Source organism: Denitratisoma sp. agr-D3, assembly GCF_054658675.1.
This window is the reverse complement of sequence record NZ_BAAGIA010000001.1, coordinates 778,704-791,971: the sequence shown is the minus strand read 5'-3', so window position 1 is coordinate 791,971 and position 13,268 is coordinate 778,704. Positions and strand designations below refer to the sequence as shown.

Annotated in this window: 13 protein-coding genes; 12 read left to right on the top strand and 1 reads right to left on the bottom strand. The window is 65.2% G+C overall.

The window, feature by feature from the left end:
- Positions 1 to 16: 16 nt before the first annotated feature.
- Positions 17 to 1,243 carry a pyridoxal phosphate-dependent aminotransferase gene (locus ACYQ2U_RS03755; protein WP_459948987.1) on the bottom strand — a complete coding sequence of 409 codons (1,227 nt, stop codon included), beginning with the start codon at positions 1,241 to 1,243 and terminating at the stop codon, positions 17 to 19.
- Positions 1,244 to 1,432: 189 nt separating this feature from the next.
- On the opposite strand from ACYQ2U_RS03755, the gene ACYQ2U_RS03750 reads away from it, so the two are divergent.
- The 12 genes from ACYQ2U_RS03750 to ACYQ2U_RS03695 are packed head-to-tail and all read left to right on the top strand — an operon-like array spanning position 1,433 to position 13,211.
- Positions 1,433 to 1,813, top strand: coding sequence for an Mth938-like domain-containing protein (locus tag ACYQ2U_RS03750; protein ID WP_459948986.1), 381 nt, complete (start codon positions 1,433 to 1,435; stop codon positions 1,811 to 1,813).
- Between the two features lie 10 nt (positions 1,814 to 1,823).
- Complete coding sequence (locus ACYQ2U_RS03745; RefSeq protein WP_459948985.1) at positions 1,824 to 3,509, top strand: phospholipid carrier-dependent glycosyltransferase; 1,686 nt, start codon at positions 1,824 to 1,826, stop codon at positions 3,507 to 3,509.
- Positions 3,506 to 3,877 carry an SMR family transporter gene (locus ACYQ2U_RS03740; RefSeq protein WP_459948984.1) on the top strand — a complete coding sequence of 124 codons (372 nt, stop codon included), beginning with the start codon at positions 3,506 to 3,508 and terminating at the stop codon, positions 3,875 to 3,877. Before ACYQ2U_RS03745 ends, ACYQ2U_RS03740 begins: the two co-directional genes overlap by 4 nt.
- Positions 3,874 to 5,007, top strand: a complete 1,134-nt coding sequence (locus ACYQ2U_RS03735) for a DegT/DnrJ/EryC1/StrS family aminotransferase (protein WP_459948983.1) — start codon at positions 3,874 to 3,876, stop codon at positions 5,005 to 5,007. Before ACYQ2U_RS03740 ends, ACYQ2U_RS03735 begins: the two co-directional genes overlap by 4 nt.
- Before the next feature lie 13 nt (positions 5,008 to 5,020).
- Positions 5,021 to 5,962, top strand: coding sequence for a glycosyltransferase (locus ACYQ2U_RS03730; protein ID WP_459948982.1), 942 nt, complete (start codon positions 5,021 to 5,023; stop codon positions 5,960 to 5,962).
- Entirely contained in the window at positions 5,959 to 6,909 is a 951-nt protein-coding gene (locus tag ACYQ2U_RS03725) for a formyltransferase (protein ID WP_459948981.1), read from the top strand. The genes ACYQ2U_RS03730 and ACYQ2U_RS03725 overlap by 4 nt, the downstream gene beginning before the upstream one ends.
- Positions 6,910 to 6,916: 7 nt before the next feature.
- A complete protein-coding gene (locus tag ACYQ2U_RS03720) occupies positions 6,917 to 7,963 on the top strand; it encodes a bifunctional UDP-4-keto-pentose/UDP-xylose synthase (protein WP_459948980.1) in 1,047 nt (348 codons plus the stop codon).
- Between the two features lie 12 nt (positions 7,964 to 7,975).
- Positions 7,976 to 8,899 (top strand): polysaccharide deacetylase family protein, encoded by a 924-nt coding sequence (locus ACYQ2U_RS03715; protein WP_459948979.1) that lies wholly within the window; start codon positions 7,976 to 7,978, stop codon positions 8,897 to 8,899.
- Positions 8,886 to 10,478 (top strand): ArnT family glycosyltransferase, encoded by a 1,593-nt coding sequence (locus tag ACYQ2U_RS03710; protein ID WP_459948978.1) that lies wholly within the window; start codon positions 8,886 to 8,888, stop codon positions 10,476 to 10,478. Before ACYQ2U_RS03715 ends, ACYQ2U_RS03710 begins: the two co-directional genes overlap by 14 nt.
- Positions 10,475 to 11,674 carry a sialidase family protein gene (locus ACYQ2U_RS03705; RefSeq protein WP_459948977.1) on the top strand — a complete coding sequence of 400 codons (1,200 nt, stop codon included), beginning with the start codon at positions 10,475 to 10,477 and terminating at the stop codon, positions 11,672 to 11,674. Before ACYQ2U_RS03710 ends, ACYQ2U_RS03705 begins: the two co-directional genes overlap by 4 nt.
- Positions 11,674 to 12,255 carry a hypothetical protein gene (locus ACYQ2U_RS03700; protein WP_459948976.1) on the top strand — a complete coding sequence of 194 codons (582 nt, stop codon included), beginning with the start codon at positions 11,674 to 11,676 and terminating at the stop codon, positions 12,253 to 12,255. Before ACYQ2U_RS03705 ends, ACYQ2U_RS03700 begins: the two co-directional genes overlap by 1 nt.
- Positions 12,252 to 13,211, top strand: coding sequence for a glycosyltransferase family 2 protein (locus tag ACYQ2U_RS03695; RefSeq protein ID WP_459948975.1), 960 nt, complete (start codon positions 12,252 to 12,254; stop codon positions 13,209 to 13,211). Before ACYQ2U_RS03700 ends, ACYQ2U_RS03695 begins: the two co-directional genes overlap by 4 nt.
- Positions 13,212 to 13,268: the final 57 nt, after the last annotated feature.

Sequence of the window (13,268 nt, the reverse complement as noted above, 5' to 3'; positions counted from 1 at the left end):
ATCCAGCCCCTGCTTTTCAGGTGCCGTGACGCTTGCGATAGCCGTCGAGGAAGCGGGCAATGCGGCCGATGGCATCCCGCAGGTCGTCCTCGTGGGGCAGGAAGACCACGCGGAAGTGATCGGGATGGGGCCAGTTGAAGCCGGTGCCCTGCACCAACAACACCCGCTCCTGCTCCAACAGTTGCAGGATGAACTGCTGGTCGTCGTCGATGGGGTACATCTTCGGGTCCAGCTTGGGGAATAGGTAGAGGGTGGCCTGGGGCTTGTGCACCGTGACCCCGGGGATCTCGGAGAGCAGCTTGTGGGCCAAATCCCGCTGACGACAGAGGCGGCCGGTGGGCGCCACCAGGTCGTTGATGCTCTGGTAGCCGCCCAGGGCGGTCTGAATGGCAAACTGGCCGGGCACGTTGGCGCACAGACGCATGGAGGCCAGGATGCCCAAGCCCTCGATGTAATCGCTGGCATGACGCTTTTCCCCCGACACCACCATCCAGCCGGCGCGGAAGCCGCAGCCCCGGTAGTTCTTGGACAGGCCGTTCATGGTAACGAACAACACGTCCTCGGCCAGGGAGGCGATGGAGGTATGGGTGGCACCGTCGTAGAGCACCTTGTCGTAGATCTCGTCGGCGAACACGATCAGGTCGTGGGTGCGGGCGATTTCCACCAGTTCCTTCAGCACCTCGTCGGAATACAGGGCGCCGGTGGGATTGTTGGGGTTGATCACCACGATGGCCCGGGTATTGGGGGTGATCTTGGCGCGGATGTCGTTCATATCCGGTACCCAACCGGCACCCTCGTCGCACAGATAGTGACGCGGCGTGCCGCCGGACAGGCTCACCGCAGCGGTCCACAGGGGATAGTCGGGGGCCGGCACCAACACCTCATCGCCGGGGTTGAGCAGGGCCTGCATGGCCATCACGATCAGCTCGGAGGCGCCATTGCCGATGTAGATGTCGTCGATGGTGACGCCGGCAATGCCCTTCTGCTGGGTGTAGTGCATGATCGCCTTGCGCGCGGCGAACAGCCCCTTGGAGTCGGAATAGCCCGAGGAATCCGGCAGGTTGCGGATCATGTCCTGGACGATTTCCTCCGGCGCGGTGAAACCGAAGGGGGCCAGATTGCCGATGTTCAGCTTGATGATGCGCTGGCCGTCCTCTTCCATCTGCTTGGCCCGGGCCAGCACGGGGCCGCGTATGTCGTAACAGACGTTGGCGAGCTTGCTGGACTTCAGAACGGGTTGCATGATGGGCCTCAAAAAATGAAAGCCGGAACCTCCTTCCCGTCAGGCAGTTGGAACAAACACTGCAACCGGAAGTGGAAGTGCCGGGCAAAGATATAATGTTACCGTTCCTGATGCGCCCCAATCAAACCCAGGGGCGTTTTTTGTTTCCCCCATGCGCTGTTTTCGCCCCGATCCAGGCCCTACCCGTCCATGAAGCTTCACTCCGACCAGAGTTTCGGCCTCAACACCATCACCGGCTACGGCCCCGGCTATGTGGCCGTCAACAAACGGAACCACCAGGCCAGCCTGATCCTCACGCCCCAGACCATCGAGCCCGACTGGCCGGTGACGGGGGTCGAATCCCTCACGGCCGACCTGTTGCTGCCCCTGGCCCAGCGCACTTGCGACGTGCTGCTGCTGGGCACCGGCCAGCGCCAGAAATTCCCTTCCCCGGCGCTGCTGCGGCCCTTGATCGAGGCCAGCGGCGGCCGCATGGGCGTGGAAATCATGGACACCGCCGCCGCCTGCCGCACCTACAACATCCTCACGGCGGAGGGCCGCAACCCCCTGGCCGCCCTGATCGTGGAATAACCCCAAGCTGATGAATAAACGCGCAACCCCCTGGCTTGCCTTGCTGGCCATTGTTTCCGTCCTCGGCATCCTCTGGTTCGGCAGTCTCGATGAACGCAAGCTGGTCCGCCCCGACGAGGGCCGCTACGCCGAAATCCCCCGGGAAATGGTGGCCAGCGGCGACTGGGTGACCCCCCGCCTCAATGGCATCAAATACTTCGAAAAACCCGCCCTCCAGTACTGGGCCACCGCCGCCGGCTACGAAATCTTCGGCGAGCACCCATGGACCGCCCGTCTCTGGCCGGCCCTGACCGGCTTTGCCGGCATCCTGCTGGCCTGGTTCCTCGGCCGCCGCCTGTGGGGCCCCCGCGCCGGCGTCCTGGCCGGCGCCATCCTCGGCTCCAGCCTGCTCTACAACGTGATGGGCCACGTCATTACCCTGGACATGGGCCTTTCCTTCTTCCTCCAGGTGGCCTTCACCGGTTTCATCCTGGCCCAGGTGGAACCCCAGCGCAGCCGCCACTGGATGTGGCTGGCCTGGGCCGGGCTGGCCCTGGCGACCCTGTCCAAGGGACTGGTGGCCGGCGTGCTGACCGGCGGCGTGCTGGTGGCCTATTCCGTACTGAACCGGGATGCGTCGCCGTGGAAGCGCTTCGCCCCGATCAGCGGCCTGCTGCTGTTCCTCGCCATTGCCGCCCCCTGGTTCATCGCCGTGTCCCTGGCCAACCCGGAATTCCCCCACTTCTTTTTCATCCACGAGCACTTCGAGCGTTTCCTGACCAAGGTGCACAACCGCTACCAGCCGGCCTGGTACTTCGTCCCCATCTACCTGATGGGCGCCCTGCCCTGGACCTTCATGCTGCTGCACGCCCTGGCCAAGTCCTGGACGCCCCGGGAACCGGGCAGATTCAGCCCCGAACGCTTCCTCGTGCTGTGGTCCGTGCTGACCTTCGCCTTTTTCAGCGTCTCCAGCTCCAAGCTGCCGCCCTACATCGTGCCCATCTTCCCCGCCCTGGCCCTGTTGGGCGGCAAGGTGCTGGCCGACCTGTCCCGCCGCGCCCTGCTGATCCACCTGGGCCTCTTGCTGCTGGTGGCCTTGCCGGCTCTTTGGCTGGCGCCGCAAATGGCCCAGGAAGTGGACCAGGACTACAGCCAGGCCATGATGAACGGCCTCGCCCAATGGCTCACCGGCGCCGCCGCCCTGTGGACGGCCACTCTCGCCCTGACCGCTTGGCTGGTGTGGAAACATGCCCGCCTGCTGGCCCTGGTGGTGCTCGCCCTGGGCAGCTTCGCCGCCGGTACGGGCATCCTGCTCGGTCATGACCAGCTCCATCCCTTCAACTCCGCCTGGAGCAGCGCCGAGAAAATCCGTCCCCTGCTGACCCCGGGCGTCCCCTTCTACAGCGTCCAATGGTACGAACAGACCCTGCCCTTCTACATCAAGCGCCAGGTCACCTTGGTGGAATACCAGGATGAAATGGCCTTCGGCATCGAGCAGGAACCGGACAAATGGATCTCCACCGTCGCCGAGTTCAAGCAACGCTGGCTGGCGGACAAGGACGCCTTCGCCATGGTTTCCATCAACAATTTCAACGCGCTCAAGGGCGAAGGCTTCCCCATGGAGGAAATCTCCCGGGACCAGCGCAACGTTTACATCCGCAAGTCCCAGGCGCCCGCCACGCCGTCCGCTGACATCGCCGCCACCGCCACCCCATGACCCCCATCGCCTTCATCCTCATCCTCACCGGCGTGCTGCTCAATGCCGCCGCCCAGTTGCTGCTCAAGGCCGGCACCAATGCCGTCGGCCACTTCGACTTCCATCTGGAAAACATCCTGCCCATCGGCATGAAGATCGCCTTCCAGCCCTTCATCATGGGCGGCATGGCCTGTTACGCGGTGAGCCTGGTGGTCTGGATCATGGCCCTGTCCCGGGTGCCGGTGAGCATCGCCTATCCCATGCTGTCCATCGGCTACGTGGTCAATGCCATCATTGCCCACTACTGGTTCGGCGAAGCCCTGGCTATGCAAAAGGTGCTGGGCATCGGCTTCATCATCATCGGCGTCGTTTTGGTAGCCAAGTCATGAGCACACTACCCTTCCTGAATTTCACCAAGCCCTCCATCGACGAGGAAACCATCGCCGCCGTGGCTGACGTGCTGCGCTCCGGCTGGATCACCACCGGCCCCAAGTGCCAGGCCCTGGAAGCCGCCCTGTCGGCACGCTGCGGCGGCCGCCCGGTGAAGGTGTTCAACTCGGGCACCGGCACCCTGGAAATCGCCCTGCGACTGGCCGGTGTCGGCCCTGGCGATGAAGTCATCACGACGCCCCTGACCTGGGTGGCCACCGCCAACGTGATCCTTGAAGTGGGCGCTACGCCCGTGCTGGCGGACATCGACCCGGTGACCCGCAACATCGACCTGGACAAGGCCGAAGCCGCCATCAGCCACAAGACCAAGGCCATCATCCCCGTGGACCTGGCCGGTCTACCCGTGGACCGGGACCGGCTCTACACCCTGGCTGCCGATTACAACCTGCGGGTGGTGGAAGACGCCGCCCAGTCCTTCGGCGCCAACTGGGGTGGCAAGACCATCGGCAGCTCATTTGGTGACAATCGTGACTTCGTTTCCTTCAGCTTCCACGCCAACAAGAACCTGACCACCATCGAAGGCGGTGCCCTGGTGCTGCCCGAGGACATCGACCCGGCCCTGGTGGAGCGCTACCGTCTGCAAGGGGTCAAGCGCAGCCCCGACGGCGGCATAGACGTGGACGTGCTGGGCGGCAAGTTCAACCTCACCGACGTGGCCGCCGCCGTGGGCCTGGGCCAGTTGAAGCACATCGACGCCTTCACCGCCCGCCGCCGCGAACTGGCCAAGGCCTATTTCGCCAAGCTCGATCCAGCCTTGGGCCTGGAACTGCCCCCGGCCGATTTCGAACAGTCCAACTGGCACATGTTCCAGCCCCTGCTGCCTCGGGGTACCGACCGCGGCGCCTTCCTCGCCGCCATGAAGGAACGGGGCATCGGTGTCGGCGTCCACTACCCGGCCCTGCACCTGTTCAGCCTCTACCGCCAGCACGGCTTCCAGGCCGGCCAGTTCCCCCTGGCCGAGGACGTGGGCGCCCGCACCGTTACCCTGCCCCTTTTCCCGGCCATGGCCGACAGCGACGTGGATCGCGTCTGCGCCGCCCTGACCGAGGTTCTACCCCGGAAATCCTGACACGGACACCGTCATGAACACCCCCGAAATCTCCATCGTCATCCCCGTCTACAACGAAGAAGCCGGCCTGCCCGCCCTGTTCGACCGGCTCTACCCGGCCATGGACAAGATCGGCACGTCCTACGAAGTCATCTTCGTCAACGACGGTAGCCGCGACCGGTCCGCCGCCGTGCTGCGCGAACAGTTCGAGCGCCGCCCGGACGTGACCCGGGCCGTGCTGCTGGCCAACAACGCCGGCCAGCACATGGCCATCATGGCCGGCTTCGAACACAGTCGCGGCCAGATCGTCCTGACCCTGGACGCCGACCTGCAAAACCCGCCGGAAGAAATCCACAAGCTGGTGGACAAGATGCGGGAAGGCTACGACTACGTCGGCTCCATCCGCCGCAAGCGCCAGGACAACTGGTTCCGCACCTACGCCTCGAAGGCCATGAACCGGCTGCGGGAAAAGATCACGCGGATCAAGATCACCGACCAGGGCAACATGCTGCGGGCCTACTCGCGCAATGTGATCAACGCCATCAATTCCTGCAAGGAAGTGGCCACCTTCATCCCCGCCCTGGCCTACACCTTCGCCAGCAGGCCGACGGAAGTGGTGGTGGAGCATGAAGAGCGCTCCGCCGGCGAATCCAAGTATTCCCTCTACAGCCTGATCCGCCTCAACTTCGACCTGATGACCGGCTTCTCCCTGGTGCCCCTGCAATGGTTCTCCATGCTCGGTACCCTGGTCTCCATCGGTTCCGCCGCCCTGTTCGTACTGCTGATCCTGCGCCGGATCTTCCTCGGCCCCGAGGCCGAGGGCCTGTTCACCCTGTTCGCCCTGATGTTCTTCCTCATCGGCCTGGCCATCTTCGGCATCGGCCTGCTGGGCGAATACGTGGGCCGCATCTACATCCAGGTCCGCCATCGCCCCCGCTACCGGGTGGAGGCCATCCTGGAACAGAAAAAATCATGAGCCACGCGCCGGCAAAAGCCGTTGTCTTCGCCTATCACAACGTGGGCGCCCGCTGCCTGCGGGTCTTGCTGGCCCAGGGTGTGGACGTGGCCCTGGTGGTCACCCACCAGGACAGTCCCACCGAGAACATCTGGTTCGAGCGGGTGGCCGACGTGGCCAAGGCCTACGGCATCCCCACCATCACCCCGAAGGACCCCAATGTCCCCGAGATCGTGGAAGGCATTGCCGAACTGGCCCCGGACTTTTTCTTCTCCTTCTACTACCGGCTGATGTTGAAGCCCACCCTGCTGGCGCTGCCCAAGCACGGCGCCTACAACATGCATGGTTCCCTGCTGCCCAAGTACCGGGGCCGGGTGCCGGTGAATTGGGCGGTGATCCACGGTGAAAGCGAAACCGGCGCCACCCTGCACCGCATGGTGGAGAAACCCGACGCCGGCGAGATCGTGGCCCAGCAGGCCGTGCCCATCCTGCCCGACGACACGGCGGGCGATGTGTTCAACAAAACCACCCTGGCCGCCGAAATAGCCTTGAACGGCGTACTGCCCGCCCTGCTGGCCGGCACCGCCCCCCATGTGATGCCCGACCTCAAGCAGGGTGGCTACTTCGGCGGGCGCAAGCCAGAGGATGGCCGCATCGACTGGACCCAATCCGCCAAGGACGTGCACAACCTGATCCGGGCCGTGGCCCCGCCCTATCCCGGGGCGTTTTTCGACCTGCAAGGCCACCGCATCACGGTCCTGGGCAGCCTTTCCCTAGCCCTACCGGCGCTGGAAATCCCCCTGGAACCGGAAAAACCCCTGCTTTTCAGCCAGGATCACCAGCTTTTTGCCCGCTGCGGCGACGGCAGGGTTGTTAGAATCACGTCCCTTGAAGTGGACGGCCAGCCCCTCAACCCGGCTGAACTGCCCGCCCGCCTCGGCGGCAACCCAATTTCATTGATTTCCTAAGCCCATCATGACCAAAAAAATCCTGATCCTCGGTGTTAACGGTTTCATCGGCCACCACTTGTCCCAGCGCATCCTCGCCACCACCGATTGGGAGGTGTACGGCATGGACATGAACAGCGAACGCGTGGCTGATCTGATGGGCAATGACCGTTTCCACTTCTTCGAAGGCGACATCACCATCAACAAGGAATGGATCGAATACCACGTCCGCAAGTGCGACGTGATCCTGCCCCTGGTGGCCATCGCCACCCCCGCCACCTACGTGCAGCAGCCCCTGCGCGTGTTCGAACTGGACTTCGAGGCCAACCTGCCCATCATCCGCCAGGCTGTGAAGTACAAGAAGCGCGTGATTTTCCCTTCCACCTCCGAGGTCTACGGCATGAGCCAGGACCCCGAGTTCGATCCGGAAAACTCCCCCCTGATCTACGGCCCCATCAACAAGCCCCGCTGGATCTACGCCTGCGCCAAGCAGATGATGGACCGCGTGATCCACGCCTACGGCCAGCAGGAAGGCCTGCAATACACCCTGTTCCGCCCCTTCAACTGGATCGGCCCCGGCCTGGACTCCATCCACACGCCCAAGGAAGGTTCTTCCCGCGTAATCACCCAGTTCCTCGGCCACATCGTCCGCGGCGAGTCCATCAAACTGGTGGACGGCGGCGGTCAGAAGCGTTCCTTCACCTACGTTTCCGACGGCATTGACGCCCTGATGAAGATCATCGACAACAAGGACGGCGTGGCCAACGGCAAGATCTACAACATCGGCAACCCGAAGAACAACTACTCCATCCGCGACCTGGCCAACCTGATGCTCAAGCTGGCGGCCGAGTACCCCGAGTACGCCGAGGGCCTGGCCAAGGTCAAGGTGCTGGAAACCACCTCCGCCGAGTACTACGGCAAGGGCTACCAGGACACCCAGCACCGCGTGCCCAAGATCGCCAACACCATGGCCGACCTGGGCTGGGAGCCCAAGGTGACCTTCGAGGATTCCCTGCGCGGCATCTTCGAGGCCTACCGCAACGACGTGGCCGAAGCCCGCAAGCTGATGGACTGAGGCATCCTCGCGATGCCCCAACTTGCGTTAAAGATTGACGTCGACACCTACCGTGGCACCCTGATCGGCGTGCCACGGCTGGTGGAAACCCTGCGCCGTCACGGTGCCGGCGCCACTTTTCTGTTTTCCCTCGGACCCGACCACACCGGTCGCGCCATCAAGCGCGCCTTCCGGCCCGGCTTCATGAAGAAGGTGTCGCGCACCTCGGTGGTATCCCACTACGGCCTGCGCACCCTCATGTACGGCACCCTGCTGCCCGGTCCGAACATCGGCCGCCGCTGCGCCGCCATCCTGCGCGGCGTGCGCGATTCGGGCTTCGAAACCGGCATCCACTGCTGGGACCACGTGAAGTGGCAGGACGAAGTCCGCACGGCCGACAATGCCTGGACCGAAAAGGAAATGGACCTGGCGGTCCAACGCTATGCCAAGGTCTTCGGCAGCGCCCCCCTGACCCACGGCGCCGCCGGCTGGCAAATGAACCGCCACGCCCTGCGTCTGACCCAGCGCCTGGGTTTCAAGTACGCCTCCGACAGCCGTGGCAGCCACCCCTTCATTCCGGTCTGGGATGGCGAAATCATCGCCTGCCCGCAACTGCCCACGACCCTGCCCACCCTGGACGAACTCATCGGCGTGGACGGCCTCAGCGAGGACAACGTCCATGAGCGCCTGCTGGAAATGACGGCCGACGCGCCCTCCCAGGGTCACGTCTATACCCTCCATGCCGAACTGGAAGGCATGAAGCTCGCACCGATCTTCGAAAAGCTGCTGCTGGGCTGGAAACAGCAAGGCTACGAGCTGGTATCCACCGGCACGCTGCGGGATGGCCTCGACCCGGCCACCCTGCCCCGCCACACCATTGGCTGGGGCGAGGTGCCGGGCCGCAGTGGCGAACTGCTGGTGCAAGGACCGGAGTTCCTGGCGGATGTCCCTGCTTAAGGGCATCGCGCTCTTCCTGGTCGCCGCCCTGGTCCTGGGGCTGGGCATCTCTGCCGCCACGGGCCTGACCGGCAAGGACGAATACCTGCTGGGCCTGCGCATCCCTCTGGAAATGATCCAGGGCGACCATTGGTGGGTGCCCTTCATCGACGGCGAGCCCCGCCTGAAAAAGCCCCCCTTCCTCTACTGGATCGGCCGCGCCGCCTACGAAGCCTTCGGTCCATCCTTGCTGGCCGCCCGGTCCGTCACCGTGGCCTTCGCCCTGCTATTGCTGGGCTGCACCGCCTGGCTGGGCAAACGCCTGCTCGGCACCCCAAGTGCCGGCCTGCTGGCCGCCGGAGTGCTGTTGGGCACCATGGGCCTGGCCTCCGAATCCCGCCGCCTGATGCTGGACGTACCCGTGGCCGCCCTGTCCCTGGCGGCCTTTTGCGCCTATCTGAGTTGGCTGGAAAAACCCCGCTGGAGCCCCCTGCTGGCGGCGGCCCTGCTGCTGTCCGCCGCCCTGCTGACCAAGGGGCCGATCGCCCTGGTGGTCTGCGGTGCCGGCGTCCTGGCCCTGGCCTGGCATCGCGCCGACCTGCGCTACAAGGCCTTCTCCCGCTGGCCCCAGCAACTCCTGGCTGGCGTGCTGGCTCTGGTCGTGCCTGCCCTGTGGCTGATCTACGTCAAGCGCCATTTCGCCGAGCAACTGCTCAAGGTGACCCAGGACGAATTGGAAGCCCGCCAAGTGGCCCAGCTTTCCGCCGATCCCCTGATCGGCCTCGCCACCCTGGCGCTGCCCTGGACCCTGGTGGCCCTCTACGCCGTTTGGCGCTACCGGCGTGACGCGACGGTACGGCTGCTGACCCTGTGGCTGGCGATCACCCTGCTGCCCTTCTTTTTCATCAACAGTTTCAGCCGCTATCTGATCGGTTCCCTGCCGCCCCTGGCCCTGCTCTGCGCCGTGGCCCTGGAGCGGGGCGCCGGCAGCGCCGGCCTGGCCTGGTGCCGGCGCCTGGGCAGCCTGATCCCCGCCCTGCTTTGCGCCGCCCTGGCCCTGCTGCTGTGGCGCTGGCGCCTGAGCGGTTGGGAAGCACTGGCGATCGTCACCGGCCTGTTCCTGCTGCTCTGGTGGTGGCGCCGTTGCGCCCCGCCCCTGCTGGCCCTCAGCGCGGCCCTGCTCTGGATGACCGCCTGGGGCGTGGCCTTCCCCGGTCTCGGCGTCAATGCCGTGGCGCCCGAGGCCGTCGCCCTGGCCCATGACAAACCGGTAATTTTGTTCGACGGCCCGCAACCGGCCCTGCTGCCGATATTGCTGCACCGCCCCCTGCGCCAGACCGGCCAATTGACGGCGGACCTGGCGGCACCCGGCACCCTGATCGCCTTCCGTGCCGAGGATCAGCCCCGGCTGGAACAGCAGTTGCACGACCTCAAGTGCCGGACCATTCCCCGCGTGGAATACCGCAGCCTGACCTCCACCGGCTCCGGCGCCCGTTTCGCCCGGGAAGGAAGCACGCGAGTAGACTGGCAGCAGGCTTGGGACGAACGCAGTCCAGCCCCCCTGATGAGCACCGTCAAACTGTGGGAGGTGGTCCCATGAGTTTCCTCGAAAAACTGAAAGACTGGCAGGTGCGCCTGGAGCAGCAGCGCCATGCCATTTTGCCCATGGCACGCAACCGCTGGATTCCCATGGGGGTCTTCGTCGTCGCCGTGGCGGCCAGCGTGCCCTGGCTGCGTCCCCTGCCCGTGAGCCGTTTCGCCGTCGAGGCGCCGCTGACAGCCCTGCCCCTGCATAAGCCGGCCCGGCTGGAGCGACACGACATTCCCAATCCCGCGCCCTCGGCCCACAGTGCCAGTCTGGCCAGCCTGGGGCCGGAACGCATCGCTGCCGCCTGGTTCGCCGGCAGCCGGGAAGGCGCCGGCGACGTGCGCATCCTTTTTTCCGTGTTCAGCGGCCACGACTGGACCGAACCGGAAGCCATCATCACCCGCCGACGGGTGGAACAGGACACCGGCCGCCTGGTGCGCAAGCTGGGCAACCCGGTGCTGTGGCACGACGGCGACGGCCACCTGCACCTCTGGTTCGTCAGCGTGGCCTATGGTGGCTGGGCCGGCAGCGCCCTCAATCACACGGTGTCCCTCGACGGCGGCCGCAGTTGGGGCAAGGTGCGGCGTCTGATCACCTCGCCCTTCTGGAACATCTCCACCCTGGTCCGCAATGCGCCCCTGCCCCTGGCCGACGGCGGCCTGGCCCTGCCGGTGTACCACGAGTTCATCGCCAAGCGGCCGGAATGGCTGCTGCTCAACAGCCGCGGCCTGGCGACGGACAAATACCGCATTCCCGCCGCGGGACGCAGCCTGCAACCGGCCGTGGTCGCCTTCAGCCCGCACCAGGCACTGATGCTGCTGCGCGACGCATCCCCGACCCAACGCATCCGCGCCTCCCGTAGCGAGGACGGCGGCAGCCATTGGAGCGTCCCCCAGGCCACCGCCCTGCCCAATCCCAATGCCGGGATCGCCCTGCTGCATCTGGCCGATGGCCGCCTGCTGCTGGCCTACAACCCCCAGGAAAGCAACCGCAATCAACTGGCCTTGAGCCTCTCCGCCGACCAGGGGCAAAGCTGGTCGCCGCCCTACCTGATCGAGAACGGCAGCAGCGACGAGGAATTCTCCTATCCGACCCTGTTGCAGGACCAGGAAGGCTGGGTGCATCTGGCCTATACCTGGAAACGGAAACACATCGCCCATCTCAGTTTCCACCCTGAGTGGCTGCGACAACTGCGGGGGATCAACTGATGCTGCTCGCCCAAGTGCTGATCGTCATCTTCCTGCTGGATCTGCTGCTGCCCAAGCGGCTGCACCTGGTCGCCATCCTCGGCGGCCTGCTGATCCTGATCCCCCTGCCCGAGGTATCGCCAGCCATGGCCCTGCGCGGCCTGTGGGGCGACCCCAGCATCACCACCCTGCAACTGCTGGTGCTATCCCTGGTCAGCCGCCGGCCCAAGGCCTTCACCGAGGATTGGCAAGGCCCGGCACTGATCGCCTTCGCCGCCGCCCTGTTCTACCCCCTCTCCCTGGGCCTGGGCGACTTCGATCCCTACCGCCTCGGCTACCAGCCCTGGCGTCTGATCCTGGTGCTGACCCTGCCCGCCCTCTACTGCTGGTGGCGCGGCCACAACCTGTGGCTATGGCTGCTCTCCATCGACATCCTGGCCTGGGCCGCCGGCCTGCTCGAATCCCCCAATTTCTGGGACACCCTGCTCGACCCCCTGCTGGCCGTCGCCTGCCTCTACATGGCCCTGCGCAACGCCTGGCGCCGCTGGCGGCGCCCGCCTCCCGCCCCTTCCACCGAAGCACCCGCTGACACCCCGACATGACCATCGACACCCTCGACATTTCCGTCGTCATCCCGATCTACAACGAAGAAGAAAACCTGCCGGACTTGGTGCGTCGAGTGGAGGAAGCCCTGGCCCCCAGCGGCTTTTCCTTCGAACTGATCTGCGTGGACGACGGCTCCAAGGACGACTCCGCCCGGGTTCTGAAGTCCCTCGCAGCCCAACATCCCTGGCTCAAGCCCCGCTACCTGATGCGCAACTACGGCCAGACCGCCGCCCTGCAAGCGGGTTTCGACGCGGTCCAGGGCCGCTACACGGTAACCCTGGACGGCGACCTGCAAAACGATCCCCTCGACATCCCCGGCCTGGTGCGGGTGCTGGAAACCACCCCGGACATCAACATGATCTCGGGCTGGCGCAAGGACCGCCAGGATGCCGCCGTCAATCGCAAGATCCCCTCGATGATCGCCAACCGCATCATCGCCAAGGTCACCGGCGTCAAGCTCCACGACTACGGCTGCGCCCTCAAGGCCTACCGCAGCGACCTGATCCGCCGCATCCGCCTCTACGGCGAACTGCACCGCTTCATCCCGGTGCTGGCCGCCGAGGCCGGCGCCAAGATCCTTGAGGTGCCGGTGCGCCACCACGCCCGCACCAAGGGCGTATCCAAGTACGGCATCGACCGCACCTTCCGGGTCATCCTCGACCTGCTGCTGATGAAGTTCATGCTGCGCTACCTGCACCGGCCCCTGCACTTTTTTGGCGGCGCCGGCCTGTGGATGCTGACCCCGGGCCTGGGCATCTGCGCCTATCTGACCCTGCTCAAGCTGCTGGGGGAATCCATCGGCGGTCGCCCCCTGCTGATGCTGGGGGTGATGCTGGTACTCATGGGGGTGCAACTGATCGGTCTCGGCCTGCTCGGCGAAATTCTGATCCGCATTTATCACGAGCCCGAAGGGCGCGACCAATACCGCCTGCGGCCTCCGCCGGAGAATTAACATCCGCTTGATAATCAAGAAATAAGTGCATTGCCCGACCATTGATGGCAGAATGCG